The organism is Rhodococcus sp. H36-A4, assembly GCF_027158005.1.
Taxonomy (GTDB): Bacteria; Actinomycetota; Actinomycetes; order Mycobacteriales; family Mycobacteriaceae; genus Rhodococcoides.
Window position 1 is genome coordinate 445,445 of sequence record NZ_JAPVLQ010000001.1, and the last position, 25,316, is coordinate 470,760.

Genomic DNA, 25,316 nt, shown 5'->3' on the forward strand with positions numbered 1-25,316 from the left:
TCGTCCGGGAACACGACAGACCTAGTCCGAAGCTTGTGACATCGACAACGCTGAATGGGACGTAACGACGATCACACGAGGCCGACCATCACACGAAGCTAGGGCCTGCTCAACGCGCTCGCGTTGGCGTTGTCGGTCTCGGTCTGTTGGCCGGCGGCCGATGCAAGCATGCCTTCGAGCACATGCTTGCCAAGAGCGTTGTCCGGTGGGAGGGCGATCGGGTACTGGCCCGTGAAACATGCAGTACAGAGCCTGGATTCAGGCTGCTCGGACGCCGCGACCATTCCCTCGATCGAGATGTATCCAAGGGAGTCGGCACCGATGGCCTGACGCACCCCTTCGAGGATTCCGTCCCCGGAATCGACACCATTGGCGATCAGCTCTGCTGGTGAGGCGAAGTCGATGCCGTAGAAGCATGGCCAGCGAACGGGCGGCGACGCGATCCGCACGTGGATCTCGAGTGCACCGGCCTCGCGCAACATTCGAATGAGGGCGCGTTGCGTGTTGCCTCGCACGATCGAGTCGTCGACGACGATCAGACGCTTACCGCGAATGACTTCCTTGAGCGGATTGAGCTTGAGACGAATACCGAGCTGACGGATTGTCTGTGACGGCTGGATGAACGTTCGCCCGACGTAGGCGTTCTTCATCAGTCCTTGGCCGTACGGAATGCCGGAACCTTGTGCGAATCCGACCGCGGCCGGAGTGCCACTCTCGGGAACTGGAATGACCAGATCACCTTCGGCAGGGTGTTCCTTCGCGAGCCGTCGACCGATCTCGACCCGAGTGGAGTGCACGGAGCGGCCGCCGATGACGCTGTCGGGACGGGCCAGGTACACGTATTCGAACACGCAGCCCTTGGGCTCTGGGGAGGCGAAACGAGAGGATCGAACGCCGTCGGCGTCGATTGCGAGCAGTTCACCGGGCTCGATGTCGCGAACGAAGGCAGCACCGACGATATCGAGTGCAGCCGTTTCGCTGGCTACGACCCAACCACGATCGAGCCGCCCCAACGACAGCGGTCGCACGCCGTGCGGATCACGCGCTGCATACAGCGTGTGCTCGTCCATGAAGGTGAGGCAAAATGCGCCCTCGAGCGTCGGCAACAGCTCCATCGCGGCCTGCTCGATGGTGCGATCTGCGGCCTTGTGGGCCAGCAAGGCTGTCACGACGTCGGAGTCCGACGTCCCGTTGCCCTGAAGTCGGTCGCTGATGAGACCTGCGTCGCGTGCTCGGGTGGCAAGTTCGGCGAAGTTGACCAGGTTTCCGTTATGGCCGAGCGCGATGCCCGTCCCGGCAGTGGTCGTGCGGAAAATGGGCTGTGCATTCTCCCAGATGACCGAGCCACTCGTGGAGTAGCGGCAGTGTCCGATGGCGACATGCCCCGGCATAGCGCCGAGGGTCTGCTCGTCGAACACCTGACTGACGAGTCCGAGGTCTTTGAAGACCAGCACCTGTGCGCCGTCGGAGACGGCGATTCCCGCGGCCTCCTGGCCTCTGTGTTGCAACGCATACAGCCCGTAGTAAGTAAGCTTTGCCACATCCTCGCCTGGAGCCCATACACCGAAGACTCCGCATTCTTCTCGCGGCTCACTTTCGGGTACGTCCAGTGGTTTGCCTACCAAAAGATTCGGACTGTCGACCGACAACTCGGCGTTGGTCACTGGCACTGCTCCCTAAGGGGGACGAGGGCGGGGGGGCTGGGACCAGTCTACGGGCCCACGGCAAGAGAAAACGCATCGTGTGTGCACGGCATTCCCTCGGGGCTCATTCCCGCAGGATCGGCAGCCCCATGATCGGCAACCAGTGTGCGACGTCACCGGCGCGACTCCCCGAGGCTGTGATGGACCCATCTTTCAACGCATCGTCGAAGGTGCGAACCCCTGTCGCTATCTGTAACCAGGTGTGCGGATCCGTCTCGACGACGTTCGGCGGCGTGCCGCGGGTGTGTCGCGGGCCGGTGATGCACTGCACTGCCACGAAGGGCGGAACCCGCACCTCCACGCTCGAACCCGGTGCGACCTGCGCGAGCGTGCGTACGGTGGTCCGAACTGCATCGGCGAGCGCAGAGCGCGAGGGCTTCTCGACGTCCTGGCCTCTGGTCCAATCGGCGACGGCCAGCACCGCTTCGCGTACCTGTGCGGGGGTTACGAGTTTGCTCGGCGCCATCGCCCTAACCTAGTTCCGCAGCCTAGTTCCAGCCAGAACCGCCCCACTCACGTTGACCGACAGATGCATCAGCGCAGGGGCGAGGACGCTTCCACTGCATCTGCGTAACCACGAGAACATGACCCCCGCGGCCGCGGTCCCGATCACGGTGCCGACCACCGAATCGCCTGCTGTCCGTGCAGGGTGAATGTGCCACAGTCCGAAGAATATTGGCGACAGTGCGGGTGATGCTGCGTCGAACACGCTTCGGAAGACGAGTTCCTCGCACGCCACGGTTCCGAACGGAATGCGAAACAGGATCCATTCGGCAAGGTCGTCGTCGGATGGACGCACGCGCTCCAGCCACGACGGTCGCGCCGCGATGACGACTGCGCTTACCACCGGAACAGCGCCTGCCGCGGCTCCCCAAGCGAGCCCCGAACGCCAGGACGAACGCCGCAGGCCTGCGGGGCGGATGCCGAGCGTGCGGGCGAGAACGGCCGTGCCGATTCCGAACGAGAGATTCGCGACGGCATTGTGCCGGTCGGACAACGCCAACCGCGGCAACACCCAAGTACTCCAGCCCGTGGTCACCGCGCCGAGCGCAATCCCGCGGATCACTTTTCCGGGCCGTCCTTGCCCTTGTAGGCGTCCATGACGGCGCGCACACGTTCGGTGTCGGCAGCGGTCCACCCATCGGGGGCGGCGATCGAGACCCACCCGTCGAGGACCAGCGTTCCGTAATTGTGTCCGTGCCCGTCCGGGACGCCCGCGGCGTTGGTCAGATCCGCAGCTACCTGCCAGAACGTGACGATCGGGAACCAGCGCATATCGGGCAGTCGGTCGGGCCCGGGCGCCTCGGACAGCCAGTCCGGCCGCTCGAACAGCAGGTCCGGCGACCACCAGACGACGGGATCCGACGCGTGCTGGACGTAGAGCACCCGCGGGCCGTACCAGGGTTGATCGGCCGGCGGGATCGCCCCCGAGTTGTCCGCGAAGCGCAGCACGAGACCGTCCGAGTAGACCGGGAGTACTTCCGGACTGCCGGGGTCGCGTCGATCCACGAATTGGCTCCAGAGGCGATTGGCGTTCGGCGGTCCCACCCACAGCACACCGTCGGTCGTGTCACGGATGTCGGCCACACCGTCGAACGCGCCCTCGCCGGCATTGGTGCCGAGGCTTTCGCCGTAGACGTAGAACTTGGGGCGGGTCGCCTCCGGCTCTTGCAGCCAGCGATCGTGAACCTTGTCGATGAGTGCCTTGCCTGCCTCCGATGCGATCTCTCGTTCGGCGAGAAAGGAAATCCAACTCGGCAGATACGAGTACTGCGCGGCCACCGTGGCCACGTTGCCGTCGAACATCAACTCGGCGGCTTCGATGGCGGTCGGATTGACCCAGCCCGTCCCCGTCGTAGGTACGACGACCAGGGCGCTACGTTGGAAGGCACCGGTTCTTTCGAGTTCGTCGACGACGAGGTCGAGCCGCTCGTCCTGGTTGTCAGCGGATTCCAGTCCCGCGTATGCACGGATCGGCTCCATGGCCTCCCGTCCGAGCGCCCGCGTCATCTCGTCGGCGTTCATGCCGCTGGAGACAAAGTTTCGGCCTTCGAATCCGAGTGATTCCCACGACGCGGCGGACTGTGGACTTCCAGATCGTTCCGGCTCGGTGGGCTGGATTGCGCCGTCACGAGTTTCGTCGTTCTGGAGGCTGAAGATCGAGTTCGTCACGTCCGACACCGCACGAAGCAACACGCCTTGAACGAGCGCGACCACGAGAACGACCACCAAGACCACACCAATGACGTTGGCGACCTCACGCGGCATCTTGATCACTTTGTTGATCTGCCGGACCACGAGGCGTACGAAGTCTCGGAGCACCCGAATGGCCGAGATCAACAATGCGGCCGTGGCGATACTCAGAGCACCGGTCCGTAAGTACCCGGTCGTGGTGGTTCCTTCGGCGTCCATCAGCGCAGCCAGTTCGCGTTGCCAGCCTGCGGAGTAGGCGAGCATCACAAGCGACGCGAGGACTGCCACGATCGGGACGAAGATCTTCAGGCCCAGCTCGGCTCGTGGTGGCAGCGGCCACCACGAACGTGGCCGCAGAAACACTCGGAGTACCAGCCATCCGACGGCGACACCGAACCCGTAACCGATCGCGGAATTGATTCCACCGATGAGGCCCTGGAACAACCAATCTCGGGGCAGGAGCGACGGCGTCAGCGACCAGCAGAAGAACAGCGCACTGAAGGCAAGGCCGGTGAAGTCGAGCTTCGGCAGACCCCACAGCCACATGAGCAAGGGGTGCGCGAGCGGGGAAGGCATCGAGAACTCGACGGGAATGCGGAGGTAATGAGCATGTTCGCGCTCGACTGTGCTCACGACCTCCGCCGCGTCCTCCGATACCTCGCCCCGCGACACGTCCCTATCCGAAGAGTCGGGGAAGAGTACCCTCGAACACTTCCCGCAACTCGGTCATCGGGACCGAGAACTGACCCTGAACCTCGATCTCGTCGGAGCCTTCGTCGACGACGCCGATACGCGTCCACGGCAGCTGACGAGCGGTACACATGTTGGAAAAGCGAGTCTCCTCGGTGCGCGGGACCGCGACGAGAACACGACCCGAAGACTCCGAGAACAGCGCCACGAAAGGATCTGCACCCTCGGGGAGCAGAATGCGGCATCCGGTTTCACCGGCCAACGCTGCCTCGACGACGGCCTGAGCCAGTCCCCCCTCGGACAGGTCGTGGGCGGCGGTGACCATGCCGTCACGCGAACCGGCGAGAAGGATGTCCGCCAGCAACTGCTCCCGCGCGAGATCGACCTTCGGCGGGACGCCACCGAGATGATCGTGCTCGACCTGCGACCAGATGGAACCGTCGAGCTCGTCGTGCGTCTCACCGAGCAGGATCAACGTTTCGCCGGGCTCGAGACCCAGGCCCGTCGGGATGCGTCGGTGCACGTCGTCGATCACACCGAGGACGCCCACCACGGGTGTCGGCAGGATCGGCTCGGAGCCGGTCTGGTTGTAGAAACTGACATTTCCGCCGGTGACGGGAATACCGAGAGTGACGCAGCCGTCGGCGAGACCGCGAACAGCTTGCTGGAACTGCCACATGACGCCCGGGTCCTCGGGGGAACCGAAGTTGAGGCAGTTGGTGACGGCCTTCGGAGTCGCACCGGTGACGGCGACGTTGCGAAACGCCTCGGCAAGGGCCAGTTGAGCACCCTGATACGGATCGAGCGCGGTGTATCGGCCCGACGCATCGGTAGCGAGCGCGATACCGCGACCGGTCTTCTCGTCGATGCGAATCATTCCGGAATCGGCGTTCTCGGCCAGCACGGTGTTGCCGCGGACGTAGCGGTCGTATTGCTCGGTGATGAACTTCCGGCTGCAGAGCTGAGGGGAGGCGATCATCTTCAGGAGCGTTGCCTTCAGTTCATCCGGCGTTTCCGGACGCTTCAGCGACGCAGTCGTGTTCGCGATCAGTGCGTCCTGATGCGCGGGACGCTGCACCGGACGGTTGTAGACCGGGCCGTCGTGGGCGACGGTCTTCGGCGGAACGTCGACGACGGTCTCTCCATGCCAGGTGATCTCGAGGTGGTCGCCGTCGGTGACCTCGCCGATGACAGTGGCCAAGACATCCCACTTCTTGCAGACCGCCATGAACGCATCGACGTTGTCCGGAGTCACGACGGCGCACATGCGCTCCTGCGACTCGCTCGAGAGCACCTCGGCAGGGGTCATGCCGGTGGCGCGCATCGGCACCTTCTCGAGCTCGATGGACATTCCCCCACTGCCAGCGGACGCCAGCTCTGAAGTGGCACAAGATAATCCAGCACCACCGAGGTCCTGGATGCCGACGACGAGCTTGCCGGCATACAGCTCGAGGCACGCCTCGATGAGGACCTTCTCGGCGAACGGGTCTCCCACCTGAACCGCCGGAAGCTTCTTGCGCTTGCCGTCGGTCTCGTCGCCGTCGAAGGTCTCCGAGGCGAGAACGGAAACGCCGCCGATGCCGTCGAGACCGGTACGAGCCCCGAACAGAATGATCTTGTTGCCCAGCCCCGATGCGAACGCGAGATGCATGTCCTCTACCCGCATGACACCGGCACACAGAGCATTGAGCAGCGGGTTACCGGCGTAGGAGGCGTCGAACACCGTCTCTCCACCGATATTGGGGAGGCCGAGGGAGTTTCCGTATCCGCCGACCCCGGAAACGATACCGCTCAGCACGCGACGAGTATCCGGTGCATCAGCGGCACCGAAGCGCAGCTGATCCATCACTGCGATGGGACGTGCACCCATAGCCATGATGTCGCGGACGATGCCGCCCACGCCTGTCGCGGCGCCCTGATAGGGCTCGACGTACGACGGGTGGTTGTGGCTCTCGACCTTGAACGTGACGGCCCAGCCGTCACCGACGTCGACGACGCCTGCATTCTCGCCGATGCCCGCGAGCATCGAGGTGCGCATCTCGTCCGTGGTGGTCTCCCCGAAGTACTTCAGGTGCACCTTGGAGGACTTGTACGAGCAGTGCTCGCTCCACATGACCGAGTACATCGCCAACTCGGCATCGGTGGGGCGACGGCCGAGTATTTCCTTGATTCGGACGTACTCGTCTTCCTTGAGTCCGAGCTCTTTGTACGGCTGCTCTACATCGGGTGTGGCGGCTGCGGTTGTCACTGTATCGACGGACACGAGGAGTGGGGTCCCTTCTTGGAGCGAAATGCCAGCTGAAGTCTATCGGGCGCGGCCGACATGCCCGAATCCTCGTCCCTCACCCGGTAGCGAGCCAGGCCGAAATCAGCGTCCGAACATGACCCGGAGGACATACCGCTCACCGAGAACTATCCGAATAATCGGGCGTCATGACGCCCCAGATGGTGGTCAGGGGTGTGGATATCCCCCGCAAGGCCGTCATGTGGTTCTTCGCGGAAGTGATCGAATCCATAGCCGGTCAGGGCCGGGCGCCTGTAAGCGCGCACCCTTTTTCCTGAGCGCACCCCCGCGCTAGCCGAACAAGTCAGGGGTCTACCTGGGAATAAGGGTGCGCGCTTACCGAGCCGGGGCGAGAAACGCAGCGAGCGCGGCGGCGTAGGCAGCAACGTCGGACGCGCCCATCAACTCGCGCGCCGAGTGCATCGCCAACTGCGGCGCCCCGACGTCGACGGTGGACACGCCTGTGCGCGAGGCGGTGATCGGCCCGATCGTGGACCCGCACGGCAGGTCGGCGCGATGGACGTAGCGCTGTAGCGGCACCCCAGCCTGATCGCAGGCCAACGCGAAGGCCCCGGCGCCCACGGAATCGGTTGCGTACCGAAGGTTCTGGTTGACCTTCAACACCGGTCCGCCGCCGAGTTCGATGCGGTGCGCGGGCTCGTGTCGATCCGGGTAGTTTGGGTGCGTAGCGTGCGCCATATCGCCTGAGGCACAGATGGAAGCGGCCATCGTTCGCAGGAACTCCTCGCGTCCCCCGCCGCGCCCGAGCACGATTCGCTCCAACACTGTGTTGAGCAGATCGGAGAAGGCGCCGCGATCGGACATGCTGCCGACCTCCTCGTGATCGAAGAGGGCCAGCACCGGAGTCGCGGTGGTCGGGTTCTCCACTGCCGCAATCAAAGCCTGCGTTCCGGCGTAGCACGTCGCCTGGTTGTCCAGACGCGGAGCGCTGACCAACTCGTTCTCGACACCGACGACTGCGCTCGGCGCCAGGTCGTGCGTCATGAGTTCCCAGCCGAGCACCGCAGACGGATCCACTCCTTCGCGCTCGGCGACGTATCCCAGGAACGATCGGGGTGAATTGCCCAGTCCCCAAACAGCGTTGACGTGACGCTGCGGATCGAGGGTGACGCCCTTGCGATCCTCGGACAGGTGGATCGCCAACTGCGGTACGCGGAGGATGGGTTCGTCGATCTTGACGAGCACTTCCCTCAGTCCGTTGCCGTCTCGAACACTCAGCCGTCCGGAGATTCCTAGGTCGCGGTCGAGCCACGAGTTGAGCCAGGCACCGCCGTACGGCTCGAGACCGACAATTTGCCACCCCGCCGACTCGAGGTCGGGGTTTTGCTTGACGCGCAGGTTCGGGCTGTCGGTGTGTCCGCCGACGATACGGAATCCGCCGGGAGTGGAGCCTGCGGAATGACCCGAATCGCCGGGAGTGGAGCCGGAGAGACCGGGCTCATGAGAGTCGCTCTCAGTGGACCATGCCACCAGCGAGCCGCCACGAATCAGGTAGTACCGCCCTACCTCCGTCGGCCAGGCTGCGGTCTCCTCGACGCGGACGAACCCGACTTCTTCGAGTTGCACCGACACCGTGCGGCACACGTGGAAGGGCGACGGCGAGACGTCGACGAAGTTGCACAGACCGGCGGCAGTCGCATTGGAATCACTGAACGGCATGGGGACCATTGTGTCAGCTGCGGCGTCGAACAGATCAAGTCACATACGACCGGATCGCGTGGCGGCCCCAACCTGGCTTCACCATTCCCAACACCCACGGAATGGCTTCTGCACCGTCGAAAATGCCGCGCACTCGGCGCGCGCCGGCTCCCGGACCGTGACGGCTAGTGCGCTCCTGAAATGCAGAAAACGTTGCCGTCGGGATCGGCGAAGGTCACCCACGTGAAGTCGCCCATCGTGTGCTCGGCCACCTCGGATGCACCCGAAGCCACGAGCCGAGACCGCTCAGCCGCGAGGTCGGACGTCGTCAGATCCAGGTGGATCCGATTTTTGCCGGGCGTCGGCTCATCGACCTTCTGGAATGCGAGGCGGTACGGCACCGACGGCAGAACGACGGTGTAGAACCAGCCGTCGTTCTCCTCGTCGATGCGGCCGTCGGTCTGCTCGGCCCACCACCGCGCGAGCGGGCCGGGGTTCGAAGAATCGAACGTGATCATCGCCGGAGTCAGAGTCATGCCCGGAGATTAACCGAGGCCACCGACAACTACGCGGAGACGATCGCGTCGAGCGCCGAGTAGAAGATGCCGAGACCGTCGTCGCTCGGGCCGGTGAGGGGCTCGGTCGCGTGCTCGGGATGCGGCATGAGTCCGACGATCCGACCGTTGGCCGAGGAGATACCGGCGATTGCGCGTTGCGAACCGTTAGGGTTGGAACCGCTGTAGCGGAACACGACTCGGCCTTCGCCCTCCAGCTCGTCGAGAACCTCTTCGGAGGCCTGGAATCGACCTTCGGCGTTCTTGACGGGGATGAGTATCTCGGCGCCGCTCTCGTAGCGCGAGGACCACGCGGTGTTGCTGTTCTCCACCTTCAGCCACTGGTCGCGGCACACGAAGTGCAGATCCTCGTTACGCGTCAGAGCACCTGGCAGCAGACCTGCTTCGCAGAGAATCTGAAAGCCGTTGCAGATACCGAGGACGGGCATGCCGCCTTCTGCTGCCTTGACGACGGATTCCATGACGGGTGCGAACCGGGCGATGGCGCCGGCGCGCAGATAGTCACCGTAGGAGAAGCCGCCCGGAACGACTACCGCGTCGACGTTCTTCAGGTCGGCGTCCGCGTGCCACAAGCTGACGGCCTCGCCGCCTGCCAACGTGACCGCACGGGAGGCGTCGACGTCGTCGAGAGTTCCGGGAAAGGTGATGACACCGATACGAGTGCTCATGCGAGACGGGTCACTTTCCAGTCCTCGATGACCGTGTTCGCGAGCAGCGATTCAGCAATTTTTTCCAGCTCGGCGTCGTCGACACTGTCATCGACCTCGAGCTCGAAACGCTTGCCCTGACGCACATCGGACACACCTGCGATCCCGAGACGCCCCAGCGCGCCTGTGATGGCCTGACCCTGGGGGTCGAGAATTTCGGTCTTGGGCATGACGTCGACAACAACACGGGCCACGTGAGAGCTCCTCGAGATATAGGTACCGGCAGGTGAGAGTCTACGCAGGCACTGCCGTGCGGATGACACTGCGTTTACTGTGGGGTGATGCGGCTGACTCACTTCGGACATTCCTGCCTCCTCGTCGAACTCAACGGGACGACCGTCCTCTTCGATCCCGGCAACTTCTCCCACGGATTCGACGGCATCACCGATCTCGACGCCATCCTGATCACTCACCAGCACCCCGATCACGTGGATCTCGAGCGCCTGCCGTCATTGGTGCAAGGCAATCCGAGGGCGGCGCTCTACGCCGACCCGATGACGGCGTCGCAGCTCGGCGAACGCTGGACGGCGACGCACCCGGGGGATGTGTTCGGGGTCGGCGGCATCCAGGTGACCGGAGTCGGCGGCACTCATGCGGTGATTCACCCGGACCTACCGGTGATCGACAACACCGGTTATCTCCTCGGAACTCCCGAGAATCCGTCCCAGTTGTTGCATCCTGGCGATTCACTGTTCGTCCCCGAGCAGAAGGTGGACATTCTCGCGCTCCCCGCCGCGGCGCCGTGGATGAAGCTCTCCGAAACCGTCGACTTCCTACGCGCAGTCGCGCCCCGCACGGCCTTCCCGATCCACCAGGCCATCATTGCCGAGCAGGCCCGCGGGATCTACTACGGGCGCTACAAGGAGTTGGCCGACGAGAACACCGAATTCCGGACCTTCCCGGAAGAAGGTTCGATCGAGCTCTAGGACCCCGTCACCTCGACGGGAAGCGCGTCCAGCATCGTCACCGACGACCCATCCCATTGGTAGCGGATCAATGCGGGACCGCCGCTCGGGTTGGCGTTGGCATCGTCACCGACGAGCCAGCGGTACCCGACGGTGATGGTGTCGACGGACTGCGAGTCGACGAACGTGAATGCGTACGGCTCGGACGTTCCGGTGCCGAGGTAGTCGCCGTCGGCGAAGAACAACACCTGCACCGGCGAGCTGGCGGTACCGCCTGACGTATCGGCGCGAACCCAGGTGAACGACCCACACGGGTCACCGATCTCCGTTGCCACCCACGGAACGCCGTCGAAGTACTGCAGCAGTGAGGCGAGAGCATCGGTCACTGTCGTCGAGGCAAGATCCAAGCAGACGGGATATTGCGAACCGGGCGTACGCGTGGCAGGCGCAGCCTCGACGCTCGGCGCCCCTTCCGTTCTCTCGCCGGGCGGGCGATCCTCGATGATCGGCGGGAGTGCCCCAGGCGAGGGCACGACGGTCTGCGGCACATTCTGTTGTCCAGGCGCCGCCGAGGATTCCGGGGCTGGAGTCGCCTTCCCGTCCTCGGAATTCCCGCACGCCACCAAGGCCATGACGCTGATCGCTACGAGAAGAAGTCGTTTCATGTCGCCACCTGCGATATCGGTTGCTCAGTCGAGGATTACATCCCGCGAACCGAATGGTCCGTTACAGCAAGGGATACACCGCTGACGGCTATGCGGCTCGGCGAACCGTCCGCACGTGCTCGTAGACGCCAGGCACCGCCCCGCTGTAGAGCGCGAGGTCGATCGCGTCGAGCATCGCCCGGCGCGGCCCGCTACACCCGAGTTGCTGTGCGCTGACGGCCAATCGCACCAGGCCGTCACGTCGAGCTGCGCGGCCCGCACCGATCACGAGCGCCCTGCACCACCACGGTTCGGCCTTCATGCCCTCCCCGATACCGAGAACTCGTCCCCGCTCGGCGGTACCCGTTTCCAGGTCTCGAATTGCATTGATACCGGCGATCATTCGAAACCCGGCACCCGGCAATGCCGACACTGAGCCAGGCGAAGCAAGCCACCGGGGCGGCGCGAAAACCCTTGTCCGCAAGCCGGTCTCCTCCATGACACGATCAGCAGCCATGAGCCGCAGCCGGGCCTCGTGGCGCGGCAGGGCAGCGAACTCGGCGCGGCGACGCTTGGTTGCCGCCTGATCGTAACCGTGCAGGACGATGGCGTCCCCACCGTCGCGACGGCCCCGAAGCCATTGCTGGGTAGCGGAATCCTTCACGAGCCGGTATTTGTCCTTCAGCCGGGGCGCGACGAGCAACGAGAGTGGCACCGATCGCGAGTCGAGTTCATGGGCGAATTCCGCAGCGTAGTCGCGGGTGTCGTCTCTGATTCCACTTACCGAAACGATCAGTGCTCCAGACATGACTCGAGCCTCGCGCACCAGGGTGAACGAGGCTCGACATCAGCATTGACCGTGTCTAAACGGCGATGGTCTCTTTCGGCAGGATCTTGTCGATCGCTGCGAGAACTTCGGGTGCATCGGGTTCGGTGCGGGGACGGAACCGGTTGGTGACAACGCCGTCGGGCGAGATCAGGAACTTCTCGAAGTTCCACTGGATGTCGCCTGCCGTGCCGTCCGCGTCTTCGACTTTGGTGAGCTCGGCGTAGAGCGGGTGCCGGTTCTCGCCGTTGACATCGACCTTCTCGAACATCGGGAAGGTGACGCCATAGGTGGTGGAGCAGAACGATTCGATCTCTTCGGCTGTGCCGGGTTCCTGTCCACCGAACTGGTTGCAGGGGATGCCGATTACCGACAAGCCCTGTGCCGCGTATTCGGTGGCCATCTTTTCGAGGGTGGAGTATTGAGGGGTCAGGCCGCACTTGGATGCGACGTTCACCACCAACACTGCTCGGCCTGCGTACTCATCGAGCGTGGTGGGCGCTCCGCCCAGCGTGTTGATGCCGATGTTCTGAACTTCAGTCATGCCGACGAACTTACCTGTGGTTATCGCGGGAAGGGGAACCGACCATATGAAAAGAGAACGACCCTCGGTGAGGGTCGTTCTCTTCATTTCCGAACCGGGCGACTTCGTTTCCGAACCGGGCGACGTGGGGTGCGCGGCGCCCGGCAGGTATCAGACCCTGGCCGCCTCCTTCTCGAGTCCGACGCGCTCGACCTGCTCGAGCTGCTTGTCGTCCTCCGGGAGGTGATCGTCGACCATGGTGGTCTCGTCGAACGGCAAGTTGCCGTCGAGAACTGTTTTGACGCGGGATGCGTCGATCGTCTTGGTCCACGTGCCCACCAGCAGGGTGGCGACGGCGTTGCCGGAGAAGTTGGTCACTGCACGAGCTTCGGACATGAAGCGGTCGATTCCGACGATGAGGCCGATGCCGTCGAGCAACTCGGGGCGGTGACTCTGCAAGCCGCCGGCGAGCGTGGCGAGACCGGCACCGGAGACGCCTGCGGCACCCTTGCTGGCGATGATCATGAAGAGCAGCAACGAGAACTGCTCCGGGATCGACAGCGGCAGGTTCATGGCGTCGGCGATGAAGATCGATGCCATCGTCAGGTAGATGGCGGTTCCGTCCAGGTTGAACGAGTATCCGGTCGGAACAACGATTCCGACGGTGGTGCGCTCGACACCGACATGCTCCATCTTGGCGATCAGCCGCGGCAGCGCCGACTCAGAGGAGCTGGTGGCGACGATGAGCAGGTATTCACGGGCCAGGTATTTGACCAGCTTGAAGATCGAGAAGCCTGCGACGAAGCGGAGAATCAGGCCGAGGAAGCCGAAGACGAAGATGGCGCAGGTGATGTAGAACGCCAACATCAGGGTGCCGAGTTGGATGACGGCGTCGAATCCGGTCGCGCCGACGACGCCTGCGATGGCACCGAAGGCGCCGATCGGGGCGAGCCAGAGGATCATCGTCAAAATACGGAAGACGAGTTTCTGCACTGCGCCGATGCCCTTGAGGATGCCTTCGCCCTGCTTGCCCATCGCTTGGAGGGCGAAGCCGACGAGGATTGCTACGAACAGGGTCTGCAGCACCGAGCCTTCGGTCAGCGAGGACAGGAGCGTCTCCGGAATGATGCCGGCGATGAAGTCCATCGTGCCGCCCGCGCCCTCCGCGGTGGCCGCGTACTTGTCACCTGCGCCACTGGCTGGGATGTTGAGCCCGCTGCCTGGCTGGATGAGGTTGCCGACGACCATGCCGATCCCGAGGGCGATGGTCGACATAGTGAGGAAGTAGGCGAGAGCCAGTCCGCCGACCTTGCCGACACTGGCCGCGGCTCGCACCGATCCGATGCCGAGGACGATGGTGCAGAAGATTACCGGACTGATCATCATCTTGATCAAGCTGACGAACAATGTGCCGAGCACCGCCAGGTCGACGCCGACTTCCTTCCACAGCAGACCTACGATGACGCCGGCGACCACCGCGATGATCACGGCGATGTACAGCCAATGCGTTTTGTCCCGCTTCGTCTTGGGCTTGGGTGGCGGGGTCTGGCTTGTGTCAGCGTCGATGCTGGTAGTCATTGATACATCCTCTGTGACAGATGAAGTGAGTTGAATCACGCCGTGCTAGGGATCGATGCTGGTGTAGATCCAGGCCACAGTCACGAATACGTTCATTCTGTTCACGGTTCTACTATTCATTCGAGGTGACCTGACATGACCAAGCGTTCGACGAGCGTCGCAGGGCAGGTGTTGCTCTTGCAGCTGGCGGTCATTGCGGTCGTCGTTTTCGCCGGCGGCGTACTCACCGTTCTGAACGAACGCTCCAACAGTGACGAGGCGACTTCCCGAGAAGTCGTCGCGGTGGCTGTCAGCATTGCCAACGAACCGTCGACGCCGATGGCAATCGCATCGGATGACCCGACGGCAATTTTGCAGCCCGAGACGGAACGTATCCGGAAGATCACCGGAGTCGACTTCATCGTTGTCATGGCACCGGACCGCACCAGATTCACGCACACGACCGTCGACCTGATCGGTAAACCGTTCAGCGGCAACATCGATGACGCGCTGCGCGGTGAGACCATCACCGAGACGTACGTCGGGTCGCTCGGTCCGTCGATCCGTTCGGTCACCCCGGTCACCGATACCTCGGGAAATATCGTCGGCCTCGTCTCGGCGGGCGTCACCCGCGCGAAGATCAGCGAACAGTTCGTTCGCGGTCTACCCATGATTTTCGCCGTCGTACTTTCGGGATTCGCTGTCGCAGCAGTTGGATCGATACTCCTGAGTCGCCGTCTGCGGCGTCAGACGCTGGGGATGGCGCCGGCCGAGTTGCGCACTATGTACGGCCATCACGACGCCGTTCTCCATTCGATCGGCGAAGGTCTCGTCGTCTTCGGCGACGGTGAGAGCGCCGAACTCGTCAACGACGAAGCGCGTCGACTTCTCGACCTCGAGGACGGGCCGGTGACGCGGGCCTCGCTGCCGGAGTCGATGCAGTCGATGGACACCGGAATCGTCCGCGGCGAACTTCATCTCACCGATTCCAGGGTCCTGTTCGTCAACCAGGATCCGGTGATGTGGGAGGGCACTCGGCTGGGCCAGGTACTCAGCATCCGTGACCGCACCGAACTGCAGAACATCATGGGCGAACTCGACTCGGTCCGCAGCTTCGCCGAATCGCTCCGCTCACAGGCCCATGAATCGGCGAACCGTCTGCACACGGTCATCACCATGGTCGAGCTCGGCCGCTCCGAAGAAGCTGTCGAGTTCGCAACCGCCGACCTGGAGTTGTCTCAGCATCTGATCGACCGATTGATGGCATCCGTGCAGGAACCTGCACTGGCAGCACTGCTGCTCGGCAAGATGAGTCAGGCCGCCGAACAGGGCGTGGAGCTGACCGTCACCGAGGACACTGCGCTCGGACCCGTGGGCGTGCTGACGCCGCGTGAATTGGTGACCGTGGTGGGAAATCTGATAGACAATGCGATCGATGCCTCGAAAGAATCCGAACAACCGTGGGTCGAAGTGACGGTCCGTGACTCCGATGAAGTCCTCATCGTTCGTGTGGCCGACAGCGGCCCCGGAATGTCACCGGAAAAATTGCGTGCCGCAATGACCCGCGGCTATTCGACGAAGGCCGATTCGCGTGGACTCGGACTCGCGTTGGTCACCCAGATCGTCAATCGCCACCGCGGAGAGATGACGTCCGAGGTCACCTACGGTTCGGTGCTTCTCGCCCGCATCCCGGCCGGGGACCGCTCGTGATCAGGGTGTTGCCCCGCACTATCAGGGTGTTGATCGTCGACGACGAACCACTGATCGCCGAAGCCCATCGAAGCTACGTCGACCGGGTACCCGGCTTCACTGTCGCCGCCGTCGCACACAGTGGCCACGGGGCGATGCGCGCGGCCAGCGAAGCCGAGGAACCTATCGACCTCGTTCTTCTCGACATCGGCCTACCCGACGCCAACGGAATCGACGTCGCAGCTGCCCTGGGTGGTCTTCGTCCCAGCCCGGACGTCATCGCCATCACGTCCGAACGTGATCTCTCGGTCGTGCGGTCCGCGGTCGCCCACGGTGTGGTGCTGTACTTGTTGAAACCGTTCACCTTCGCGGCTTTCAGAGACAAGCTCGAGCGCTACCGCGAGTTCCACGACGCGTTGGCTGCCGGGGAGAATGCAGCCAGCCAACGCGACATCGACCGTGCAATGTCCCATCTGCGGATCGCCGACGATCGCGCCTCCACACCCAAAGGCATTGCGCCGCAGACGATGGACGGCATCACCGCTATCGTCCGTCAGTCGTCTGCCGGTCTCAACGCCTCCGAGGTCGCCAAGGCGGTCGGGGTGTCGCGAGTGACGGCCTGGCGGTACCTCGAACGCCTCGCCGACGACGGCCTGGTCACCCGCATCACCGAATACGGCAAGGCGGGGCGACCGCAGGTCCGTTACCTCTGGCGGTAGTCGAGTGAACCGCCCGTCTTGTCCACGATCCAGGCGTACTCGAAAGCCGCTTCCTTCCACTTCTCGTATCGCCCGCTGACGCCACCGTGACCCGCACTCATCTCCGTCTTGAGCAGCAGGTCGGAGTCACCGGTCTTCGTAGCGCGCAGCGCAGCAACCCATTTCGCCGGCTCGACGTACAACACGCGGGTGTCGTTGATCGAGGTGATCGCCAGGATGCTCGGGTAGTTCTTTGCCTCGACGTTCTCGTAGGGACTGTACGACTTCATGTACTCGTACACCTCCATGTCTGCCAACGGATTACCCCATTCATCCCATTCGATGACGGTCAGCGGCAGCGATGGGTCGAGGATCGAGGTCAATGGATCGACGAACGGCACATTGGCAAGAATCCCGTTGAACAGTTCGGGTGCGAGGTTCGCGACCGCGCCCATCAGCAGCCCACCGGCACTTCCGCCGTCGGCGACGAGATGCTGCGGCGAGGTGCGGCCACTGTCGATCAGATACTGTGCGGCAGCGACGAAGTCGGTGAACGTGTTCTTCTTGGTCAGGGTCTTGCCGTTGTCGTACCACGATCTGCCCATTTCGCCGCCGCCGCGAACGTGCGCGACGACGAACACGATGCCCCGATCCAGCAGCGACAGCCGTGCGACCGAGAAGGACGGGTCCATGCTCGCCTCGTACGAACCGTAGCCGTACAGCAGTGTCGGAGCCGGCCCATCCGGCACATCCTTGCGCAGGACGACCGACAACGGAATTCGAGTACCGTCCGCGGCGGTGGCCCACTCACGATGCTGGACATAGTCGTTCGCGTCGAAGTCGCCCAATACCGGTTGCGACCTACGCAGCATCATCTCACCCGTTGCGAGGTCGTAGTCGTAGACCTTGGCGGGGGTGATGAACGAGGTGTACACCAGACGCAGCAGAGGCTGACTCCACTCCGGGTTGGAACCCGCTCCGACGGAGTAGAGCTCCTCGTCGAACGTCATCTCCGCGTACTCGCCGTAACCGTTCTCGTCGAGTGGCCAGATCGCCAGCCGCGTCAGAGCCTCGCGTCGATAGTTCAGTACGAGGTGGTCGGCAAACGCTTCGACGTCCTCGAGTCGAACGTCGGTGCGATGTGGAACGAGGATCCGCTGGTCCTCGGGGTTGTCGACGGGGGCCTCGGCGAGCAGGAAGTTCTCGGCTTTCTCCCCTTCGGTGCCCCAGCCGTTCACCGATCCGTTGTGCTGGATGAGGAACCGGTCCTCGCCCTTCACGACGGCGTGTTCGACGCTGTATTCCACACCGTCGACGCGCGGGAGAACGACGCGGAATTCGCCTTCGGGATCGGCGGATTCGAGGACGAGGCATTCGGTGGTGATCTTCGACCCCACCCAGATCATCAGGTATTTTTCGCTGCGAGTGGATCCGAAGCCGACCCAGTAGCTTTCGTCGGGCTCGTGGAAGACCTTCTGGTCCTGCTCGGTAGGGGTGCCGAGGGTGTGACGCCACACGGTGTCCGGCCGCCAGGATTCATCGACGGTCTGATAGAAGACGTGGCGGTGATCGATAGCCCACGTTGCACCCGTGGAGACGTTCTCGATCGTGTCGGCGAGCAGTTCACCGGTCGAGAGGTCCTTGAAGCGCAGCGTGTATCGCTCGTCGCCCTCGGTGTCGGTCGAGTAGGCCAGGAGGTTCCCGTCCTGGCTGATCGAGAAGGCGCCGAGCGAGAAGAAGTCGTGTCCTTCTGCTTCGAGATTGGAGTCGAGGAGTATCTGCTCGCCGGCGATCTCGGTATCCGCCGACAGTGTCGGCGGAGTCCAATTATCGAGTGAGTCTACCGGGCAACGGCATTGGAGCCCGTACGACTTCCCTTCGAGGGTGCGCGAGTAGTACCACCAGTTGCCCATCCGCGTCGGGACGGACAGATCGGTTTCCTGGGTCCGCGATTTGATCTCGTCGAATATCTGCCCCCGCAGTTCGGCCAGCCCGGCGGTCTCCTGCTCGGTGTACGCGTTCTCGGCTTCGAGGTAGGCGATGACCTCGGCGTCGTCCTTCTCTCGCAACCACTCGTAATTGTCGACGAAGGTATCGCCATGATGGGTTCGCTTCAGCGGAACCTTTTTGGCGATCGGTGGTGTGAGTGTCATGGCTTGACCCAATCTTCGAAGTTCAGACCCGAAATACGTTCGTAGGCCTCGATGTAACGTGCGCGTGTCGCTGCGACGACTTCCTCGGGAAGCGGTGGCGGCGCGCTCTGACCATGGCGGTCCCAGCCGGATTCACCGGTGAGCCAGTCGCGGACGTACTGCTTGTCGAAACTCGGCTGCACCCGGCCTTCGACGTATCCGTCGGCGGGCCAGTAGCGCGAGGAGTCGGGGGTGAGAACCTCGTCTGCGAGAACGAGATTGCCATCACGGTCGAGACCGAACTCGAACTTGGTGTCGGCCAATATGATTCCACGATCGAGCGCGAAATTCGCGGCACTGATGTAGATCTCGAGGGTTTCCGAGCGAAGCTTGAAGGCAAGCGCCTCACCGACCTGATCGACGACGGTCTGGAAGTCCACGTTTTCGTCGTGCTCCCCCATCGCTGCCTTGGCGGCCGGAGTGAAAATGGGCTCGTCCAGCTTGGAGGATTCGACGAGGCCCTGTGGCAGTTCGACTCCGCATACCGCGCCAGTGCTGCGGTAGTCCGACAATCCGGAACCCGTCAGATAGCCACGGACGACGCACTCGATCGGGACCATCTGCAGCTTCTTCACCACCAGAGCCCGTCCGAGGAGTTCCTGCGGGATCCTCTCGTCGAGCGGGTCACCGGCGAGGTGATTCACTCCGCCGAGCTGGTCGAAGAAGAAGACGCTCATCGCCGTCAGGACCCTGCCCTTGTCTGGGATCGGGGTATCGAGGACGTGGTCGTAGGCGGAGATGCGGTCGCTCGCGACAAGAAGCAGGTGATCTTCGTCGACGATATAGAGATCGCGAACCTTGCCGCCGGCCAGATGCTGATAGCTATGAAGAGTTGGGCGCACGTAATCACCCTATCTGGGCCTGATGGCGCGCTCTCCCGGCGACGGGAGAACAATGAACCGCAATGGCAACGAACAACGAAGTCGCCGACGTCGGCTTCCGGTCCGAACGCGGGCCCGTACTCATCGCGTTGATGCTCAGCACCTCGCTGGTTGCGTTGGACTCCACGATCATCGCCACCGCAGTCCTGACCATCGTCGGCGACCTCTGCGGCTTCGGTCAGTTCCCGTGGTTGTTCTCGATCTACCTGCTCGCCCAGGCCGTCTCGGTGCCGCTGTACGGCAAGTTGTCCGACCTTTTCGGACGCAAGAAGATCATGCTGTTCGGAATCGGTGTCTTCCTGCTCGGTTCGATTCTGTGCGGACTGGCGTGGAGCATGCCGGCATTGATCGCTTTTCGAGCGGTCCAGGGTCTGGGCGCGGGAGCCGTGCAGCCGATGTCGATCACCATCGCCGGTGACATCTACACGTTGGCCGAACGCGCGAAAGCACAGGGATATCTCGCGAGCGTGTGGGCCATGTCGGCGGTGCTGGGTCCGGCGCTCGGCGGAATCTTTTCCGAATACCTGTCGTGGCGCTGGATCTTCTTCGTCAACATCCCGTTGTGTCTGCTCGCGGCGTGGATGCTGATCACCAAGTTCCACGAGGGTGCCGTGGAACGGAAGAGGCCGAAGATCGACTACCTCGGAGCAGGCTTGCTCACCACGGGCGCAGCACTGATGCTGTTGGGTCTGCTCGAAGGCGGGCAGTCGTGGTCATGGGCGTCGCCGATCAGTATCTCGATCTTTTCCGCAGGCGTCCTCTCACTCACGCTGTTCGCGTGGGTGCAGACGCGAGTGCCCGAGCCGATTCTGCCGCTATGGGTCTTCACCCGGCGAGTCCTCGTCGTCAGTAGCGTCATCTCGTTGCTCGTCGGAGCGCTGGTTCTGGGCCTGACGTCGTATGTACCGACCTTCGTCCAAGGGGTGCTCGGGACCGGCGCGATCGTGGCGGGGTTCGCACTCGCGACGCTCACCCTTGGATGGCCGATCGCTGCCTCGCAATCGGGCAGGCTCTATCTCCGGTTCGGCTTTCGCACCACCGCGTTGACCGGAGCGTCCATCGCCCTCGTCGGTGCAGTGGCGTCGACGTTCATCGGTTCCGGTAGCGCCATCTGGCAGATAGCCGCCGTGTGTTTCGTCATCGGTCTCGGCATGGGGCTGATCGCCAGTCCCACCCTCATCGCCGCGCAATCGAGCGTCGAGTGGTCCGAACGTGGCGTCGTCACCTCCACCAACATGTTTGCTCGATCGATCGGAAGTGCCGTCGGCGTTGCCATCTTCGGAGCCATCGTCAACTCCCGGATCTCCGGCCCGGGCGAACCCGATCCGCAACAGCTGTCCGACGCCATCCACGTGGTCTTTCTCGGGGTGGCGGTGGCGGCGATGCTGATGGCTGTCGCCGCATTGTTCATGCCGAAGAACTCGGCGCGATGACGCCCCGCTACAGCCCCACGCGCTCGAGCATGGCGTCGAATTCCTCGCTCGCCTCTTGTTCGGTGCGCCCGGCCTCGATGACGCTGTTGTAGAGCGCCAGTGCCTCGCCCTGGTATTTCTTGTATTTCTCGAGCCACTGCTCGGACCGCGCGCGCCAGTATCCGATGATGTGGAAATGTGCGATGTCGAAACCTCGCTCCTTGCGGAAGTACTTGCGTACCACGCGCGAAGATGCGGCCTCACCGGCGAACCACACGTATCCGACGCCTTCGGGTAATTCGTAGTTGCGTACAGCGTCGTCGAGAACGCTTGCGCAGTCACCGTTTCCGGAACCGATGCGCCAGTCGTAAGTGACGGATGCTGCCGTGTCGAAACTTTGGATGTCGCCCCGCTCGAGCACCTCCACGACGGCATGAGCTCTCATGCCGGCCGGTAGTTCCTCGATGATGCGTCCGAGCGCTGGGAGTCCGGTCATGTCGGCAACGAGGAGTTGCCACTGAACGTCGGCCGGGACGCGGTACCAGGACCGCGGCCGCGCCAGCAGCACCCGTTGGCCGACGGTTGCCTGCCGCGCCCAGGTGGCTGCCACTCCCCCGTCGTGTGCGACGAAGTCGATGACCAGCTCGCCTGCGGCGCTGTTCAACCGCCGGACCGTGTAGTTACGACCTTCGGGGACGTCTTCGATTCCGTGATACCACCAGACTCCGTCGACCTCGGTCATCGGCGGTGGGGAAGTTTCTCCGTTGCGCGGGAAGTAGACGGCGACGCATTCGTCCGGGGCACCGATGCCCTCGTACCGGGCCAGGTGTTCTCCGCCGAACGTCACCCTCACCATGTGCGTGGTGAGTTGTTCCACGCCCATTACGTCGGCGTAGTAGAAGCCGAGCTCGCCTTCGCTCATTTCTTCGCCCTCGCTACGATGACCATTTGCGTAGGCTAGCCTACCCTGTGGCTTTCGTACAAGGGTGCCGCGAACTCCAACACCGTCGACCCCCATCCCAATGACCCCACCCGTGCGGCTCCACCGCCGGATTCGGCTACCAACGCGCACACCTCCGCTTCGGTACGACGCCCGGCGCCGTAGAGACACAGCCGCAGCAGATCCTCCTCGGTGTCGTGATCGTCGGTCGTCGACGGATCGAGTAGGTCGGTGATCAGCACGACTCGCCTGGCGGATGCCCCGAGGGTGCGCAACAGCAGCAGAGCGTCGGAGTCCGGATGTGTGTCGAGCACGTCGACAGCGATCACCACGTCGACGGGCGCTGCCAAAGCCGCGAATTCGCTGGCGTCGACGCGGGTGATCGCGTCCCGACGCGTCTCCGCGACGTCACCGAGGTTCCTGGCATTCAAGGCCGGAAGCCCGACGAGAGTGATCGACAGTTCTGGACATACGCGTGCCAGCGTATCGGCGTATACCCCGGCGCCTTCACCGTAGATCGCGACGGACGTCACGTCTCGAAGGTCCACCGCAACCGGTAAGGCCGGGGCCCGGTACACCGCTCCGAACGCGGACTCTTCGTGGAAGTCTTCGATGAAACTCGGATCGGTTTTCTTGTCGAGGAAGCTGTGCGCGGCGGCGGGCAACCCCGTCCGAACCGATTCGAGCAATCCGAGGAACGCCAGATCCAGACGAGTGTGGATCTTGTCGAAGTGCAATGCCTGGCTGACAAAGGTGTCCTGATCGGCAAGAAGCGATCCCATCTCGGTCAGGGTGAAGCGGCCGTCGTCATGGCTCAGGAGATCCATCAGCACGAGGTGTCGCAGCAGCTTCGCCGTCGCACCCGGATGCGTCGCGCATTCCGCTGCAATGGCATCCGCGGTATCCACACCGCCGTCGACCGCGGCAAAGATTCCCACGGTCACCGCGGTACGAATGGCGAAAGGTGGCAGTAGTTCCGACATTTCGTGTAGTCGTTCGTCGGGGCTGGGCTCACCTGCGGGATCGAGAACCGGTTGGCCCGCAGCCAACGCGGCCGTCTCACGAAAACGCCAGTATCCGGCGATCTCGACGAACTGCTTCGGGATCTGCTTGTCCTGCTTGGCCCATCGGCGCAACGGCTTGATGGTCGACGCCTCACCTGCGACCCAGAGATAGGGCTGGCCCGGACGCCACTGCGCGGCCTGCACCGCGTCGACCATCCGAGACTGGCCGCCGTTCTCCGACCGGTACAGCCAGGTGATGTCCACCGAAGCCGCGGAGAAGAGTTCCTGGCGGTGCGAAGGCTCGGCCACCTCGATCACCACGGTGGCCGGAAGATCTGCCGGCAGCTTTTCGAGGCAATGTGCGATGGCGGGCAGCGCGGTCTCGTCGCCGGCGATCATCATCCAATCCACGCCACGCGGCAGCGACGAAGAATGTTTGGGCCCGGCAACGAGGATCTTCTCTCCCGCCTGCACTCCGTGTGCCCAGCCTGCTGCCAGCCCACCTTCGTGCATCGCGAAGTCCAGTGCCATCTCGCGGGTGTCCTCGTCGAAGCGGCGCACGGTGTACGTCCGGCTGTACTGGAACGAGCCCGCCGGCCAATCGACCGTCCCGTTGTCGGAGTTGACCGGAACGGTGAACGGCAGGGCGCCGGTCGCTGGATCGACGGGCAGAATCTTGACGTCGTCGTCGAATCCTCGGGTACGTACCGGCGGAAGCTCGACGCCGTCGCGAACGTGGCGATCCATCGAGGGACCCCCGACGATCACTCGACGCATTCCCGGGGTGATGTCCTCTACCCGCAGAACGTCCAGTTCTCGTATGCAAATCGGAAAAACCTCGACCTCGCGGACAGTCGCCACCATCGAAAATACCTCTCTGTCGAATGTTTTCAGTACTCGCCGAGCGCGACGGCGATCCAATGCGCGACGGTCGGGTCGGCGGCAAGCGTCGGAAAGTCGATATCGGGCGCACCCGCGGACCGCCATCGTTCCACAAGCCCCATGATGCGGATCGAGTCCAACCCTTCGTCGAGCAGGTTGGTGTCCTCGCTGATCGAGCCGAGCGGCCGATCCAGGGCGGTGGCGATATCACCGATGACGGTCTCGCGGGTGAGCACAGTGTTCTTCCTTCGTTGTCGGTGAACAGGTTTCGGACCGAATCGTCCTACTTGGTGAACATCTCCTGGACCTGGTCCAGAGTTGCCATCACGCCGTCGTAGTCCGGACGGTAGCTGGTGGCAGGCAGTTCGTAGACCTTGTTGCCGGCGAATGCAGGCAGGCCGACGTACAGCGGATCCTGTTGGAGCTCTGCGAGAGTGCGCCCGGCGACCGGGACGACGAACATGGCCGGGGCACTGCCTACCGGCGCCAACAGCTCGTTGCTGATGATGAACGAGTCACCCGAACCGTACAGTTCGGGGTTGTTCGCCTTGGTGATCACGTCGTCCGGCTCGAAACCGACGGCCGAGAGCAGTGTGGGCAAGGTGGCGCTCTGTGGGATGAACGCGGGCTCGTTGGTGCTCAGCGACAGGAAGTACGACACGGGCGTCGCCGGAATGGTGATCGAGTCCTTCACCTCGGCGACCTTGTCTTCGTAGGCCTGCAGCAGACCGTCGACCTTCTCGCTCTCACCGGCGGCCTCGGCGACCGCGGTCAGCTGCTCCTGCCACGTTGCGAGCGAAGACGAAATCAATACCGTCGGTGCGATATTGCTGAGCTGATCGTAGGATTCGTTCGCCTGGACGGCGGAGATTCCCTGGCCGCCACCGATGATGAGGTCCGGTTCGGCCGCCGCGAGCGCCTCGATGTTCAACGTTTCACCCGCAGGCAGTTCTTGCGTGCCCTGCTTGTCTGCCTTCTCCGCCCACTGCGGTGGGAAGCCACCGTCGAGATTGGTCACCCCGAGCAGCCTGGTGTCGGTGATCGCGATGGGGGCGTCGAGGGTGAACAGGTAGCCCGCGAGGCCTGCCGACAGCACGGCGATCTTCTGTGGCTCGGCGGGCACCGTGATATCGCCCTTGTCGGTGGAAACGACGCGCGTCTCGGTACCCGAGGTGTCCTCGCTCGAACTGTCGGAGCTACACGCAGCCAACCCGAGCGCAACGAAGGCCACCGATGCGGTGGCAACTATGCGAAGACCACGTCGTCGAAACTGTGAATCAGACACTGAGATGGATCCTTTCGAGATCATCGATCGAAACCGGCACGCGGTGTTCGCGGCCGGGCCGGACATT

The 25,316-nt window shown here is 63.4% G+C and carries 23 protein-coding genes; 4 read left to right on the forward strand and 19 right to left on the reverse strand.

Going from position 1 to position 25,316, the window contains the following annotated elements:
• Positions 1-98 precede the first annotated feature (98 nt).
• The 9 genes from purF to purS all read right to left on the reverse strand — a co-directional run bounded on the left by purF (position 99) and on the right by purS (position 10,005).
• The gene (purF, locus tag O1W68_RS02100) at positions 99-1,664 is read right to left on the reverse strand and encodes an amidophosphoribosyltransferase (protein WP_269301232.1); all 1,566 of its coding nucleotides are present in this window, start codon (positions 1,662-1,664) and stop codon (positions 99-101) included.
• A 103-nt stretch (positions 1,665-1,767) separates the two neighbouring features.
• Complete coding sequence (locus O1W68_RS02105) at positions 1,768-2,169, reverse strand: sterol carrier family protein (RefSeq protein ID WP_269301233.1); 402 nt, start codon at positions 2,167-2,169, stop codon at positions 1,768-1,770.
• A 9-nt stretch (positions 2,170-2,178) separates the two neighbouring features.
• A complete protein-coding gene (locus O1W68_RS02110) occupies positions 2,179-2,769 on the reverse strand; it encodes a CPBP family intramembrane glutamic endopeptidase (RefSeq protein ID WP_269301234.1) in 591 nt (196 codons plus the stop codon).
• Positions 2,766-4,472 (reverse strand): alpha/beta hydrolase, encoded by a 1,707-nt coding sequence (locus tag O1W68_RS02115; RefSeq protein WP_269301761.1) that lies wholly within the window; start codon positions 4,470-4,472, stop codon positions 2,766-2,768. The genes O1W68_RS02110 and O1W68_RS02115 overlap by 4 nt, the downstream gene beginning before the upstream one ends.
• Positions 4,473-4,572: 100 nt before the next feature.
• Complete coding sequence (purL, locus tag O1W68_RS02120) at positions 4,573-6,849, reverse strand: phosphoribosylformylglycinamidine synthase subunit PurL (RefSeq protein WP_186628848.1); 2,277 nt, start codon at positions 6,847-6,849, stop codon at positions 4,573-4,575.
• Between the two features lie 357 nt (positions 6,850-7,206).
• Positions 7,207-8,550: a M18 family aminopeptidase gene (locus O1W68_RS02125; protein WP_269301235.1), complete on the reverse strand. Its 1,344-nt coding sequence runs from the start codon at positions 8,548-8,550 to the stop codon at positions 7,207-7,209.
• A gap of 164 nt (positions 8,551-8,714) precedes the next feature.
• Positions 8,715-9,065 (reverse strand): VOC family protein, encoded by a 351-nt coding sequence (locus O1W68_RS02130; protein ID WP_269301237.1) that lies wholly within the window; start codon positions 9,063-9,065, stop codon positions 8,715-8,717.
• Positions 9,066-9,094: 29 nt separating this feature from the next.
• Complete coding sequence (gene purQ / locus O1W68_RS02135; protein WP_084347069.1) at positions 9,095-9,772, reverse strand: phosphoribosylformylglycinamidine synthase subunit PurQ; 678 nt, start codon at positions 9,770-9,772, stop codon at positions 9,095-9,097.
• Positions 9,769-10,005: a phosphoribosylformylglycinamidine synthase subunit PurS gene (gene purS, locus O1W68_RS02140; RefSeq protein WP_084347068.1), complete on the reverse strand. Its 237-nt coding sequence runs from the start codon at positions 10,003-10,005 to the stop codon at positions 9,769-9,771. The genes purQ and purS overlap by 4 nt, the downstream gene beginning before the upstream one ends.
• An 87-nt stretch (positions 10,006-10,092) precedes the next feature.
• Here purS and O1W68_RS02145 point away from each other — a divergent pair, with 87 nt between their 5' ends.
• On the forward strand, positions 10,093-10,737 hold the full coding sequence (locus tag O1W68_RS02145) for an MBL fold metallo-hydrolase (RefSeq protein ID WP_269301238.1): 645 nt from the start codon (positions 10,093-10,095) through the stop codon (positions 10,735-10,737).
• On the opposite strand, the gene O1W68_RS02150 is transcribed toward O1W68_RS02145, so the two are convergent.
• The 4 genes from O1W68_RS02150 to O1W68_RS02165 form a co-directional block, all read right to left on the reverse strand.
• Positions 10,734-11,381, reverse strand: coding sequence for an LppP/LprE family lipoprotein (locus tag O1W68_RS02150; protein ID WP_269301239.1), 648 nt, complete (start codon positions 11,379-11,381; stop codon positions 10,734-10,736). The genes O1W68_RS02145 and O1W68_RS02150 overlap by 4 nt on opposite strands.
• A gap of 88 nt (positions 11,382-11,469) precedes the next feature.
• Complete coding sequence (locus O1W68_RS02155) at positions 11,470-12,168, reverse strand: DUF2334 domain-containing protein (protein ID WP_269301240.1); 699 nt, start codon at positions 12,166-12,168, stop codon at positions 11,470-11,472.
• A 55-nt stretch (positions 12,169-12,223) separates the two neighbouring features.
• Positions 12,224-12,730: a glutathione peroxidase gene (locus O1W68_RS02160; RefSeq protein ID WP_269301241.1), complete on the reverse strand. Its 507-nt coding sequence runs from the start codon at positions 12,728-12,730 to the stop codon at positions 12,224-12,226.
• A 150-nt stretch (positions 12,731-12,880) separates the two neighbouring features.
• Positions 12,881-14,287: a cation:dicarboxylate symporter family transporter gene (locus O1W68_RS02165; RefSeq protein ID WP_269301242.1), complete on the reverse strand. Its 1,407-nt coding sequence runs from the start codon at positions 14,285-14,287 to the stop codon at positions 12,881-12,883.
• Positions 14,288-14,422: 135 nt separating this feature from the next.
• Between O1W68_RS02165 and O1W68_RS02170 the strand changes: the two genes are divergently transcribed.
• Both O1W68_RS02170 and O1W68_RS02175 read left to right on the forward strand, forming a co-directional pair.
• On the forward strand, positions 14,423-15,976 hold the full coding sequence (locus O1W68_RS02170) for a sensor histidine kinase (protein ID WP_269301244.1): 1,554 nt from the start codon (positions 14,423-14,425) through the stop codon (positions 15,974-15,976).
• Positions 15,973-16,674: a response regulator gene (locus O1W68_RS02175; RefSeq protein ID WP_442972260.1), complete on the forward strand. Its 702-nt coding sequence runs from the start codon at positions 15,973-15,975 to the stop codon at positions 16,672-16,674. The genes O1W68_RS02170 and O1W68_RS02175 overlap by 4 nt, the downstream gene beginning before the upstream one ends.
• On the opposite strand, the gene O1W68_RS02180 is transcribed toward O1W68_RS02175, so the two are convergent.
• Positions 16,659-18,806 carry a S9 family peptidase gene (locus O1W68_RS02180; protein WP_269301245.1) on the reverse strand — a complete coding sequence of 716 codons (2,148 nt, stop codon included), beginning with the start codon at positions 18,804-18,806 and terminating at the stop codon, positions 16,659-16,661. The two genes, O1W68_RS02175 and O1W68_RS02180, sit on opposite strands and share 16 nt — an antisense overlap.
• On the reverse strand, positions 18,803-19,687 hold the full coding sequence (locus tag O1W68_RS02185; protein WP_269301246.1) for a phosphoribosylaminoimidazolesuccinocarboxamide synthase: 885 nt from the start codon (positions 19,685-19,687) through the stop codon (positions 18,803-18,805). Before O1W68_RS02185 ends, O1W68_RS02180 begins: the two co-directional genes overlap by 4 nt.
• Positions 19,688-19,749: 62 nt before the next feature.
• Here O1W68_RS02185 and O1W68_RS02190 point away from each other — a divergent pair, with 62 nt between their 5' ends.
• On the forward strand, positions 19,750-21,159 hold the full coding sequence (locus O1W68_RS02190; protein WP_269301247.1) for an MDR family MFS transporter: 1,410 nt from the start codon (positions 19,750-19,752) through the stop codon (positions 21,157-21,159).
• A gap of 7 nt (positions 21,160-21,166) precedes the next feature.
• Here the strand turns inward: O1W68_RS02190 and O1W68_RS02195 are convergent, their stop codons facing one another.
• The 4 genes from O1W68_RS02195 to O1W68_RS02210 are packed head-to-tail and all read right to left on the reverse strand — an operon-like array spanning position 21,167 to position 25,249.
• The gene (locus O1W68_RS02195; RefSeq protein WP_269301248.1) at positions 21,167-22,060 is read right to left on the reverse strand and encodes a siderophore-interacting protein; all 894 of its coding nucleotides are present in this window, start codon (positions 22,058-22,060) and stop codon (positions 21,167-21,169) included.
• 35 nt (positions 22,061-22,095) lie between these two features.
• Positions 22,096-23,946, reverse strand: coding sequence for a siderophore-interacting protein (locus O1W68_RS02200; protein ID WP_269301249.1), 1,851 nt, complete (start codon positions 23,944-23,946; stop codon positions 22,096-22,098).
• A gap of 26 nt (positions 23,947-23,972) precedes the next feature.
• Positions 23,973-24,200, reverse strand: a complete 228-nt coding sequence (locus O1W68_RS02205) for a phosphopantetheine-binding protein (RefSeq protein WP_256895633.1) — start codon at positions 24,198-24,200, stop codon at positions 23,973-23,975.
• 47 nt (positions 24,201-24,247) lie between these two features.
• Positions 24,248-25,249, reverse strand: coding sequence for an ABC transporter substrate-binding protein (locus tag O1W68_RS02210; RefSeq protein ID WP_269301250.1), 1,002 nt, complete (start codon positions 25,247-25,249; stop codon positions 24,248-24,250).
• Between the last annotated feature and the right edge of the window lie 67 nt (positions 25,250-25,316).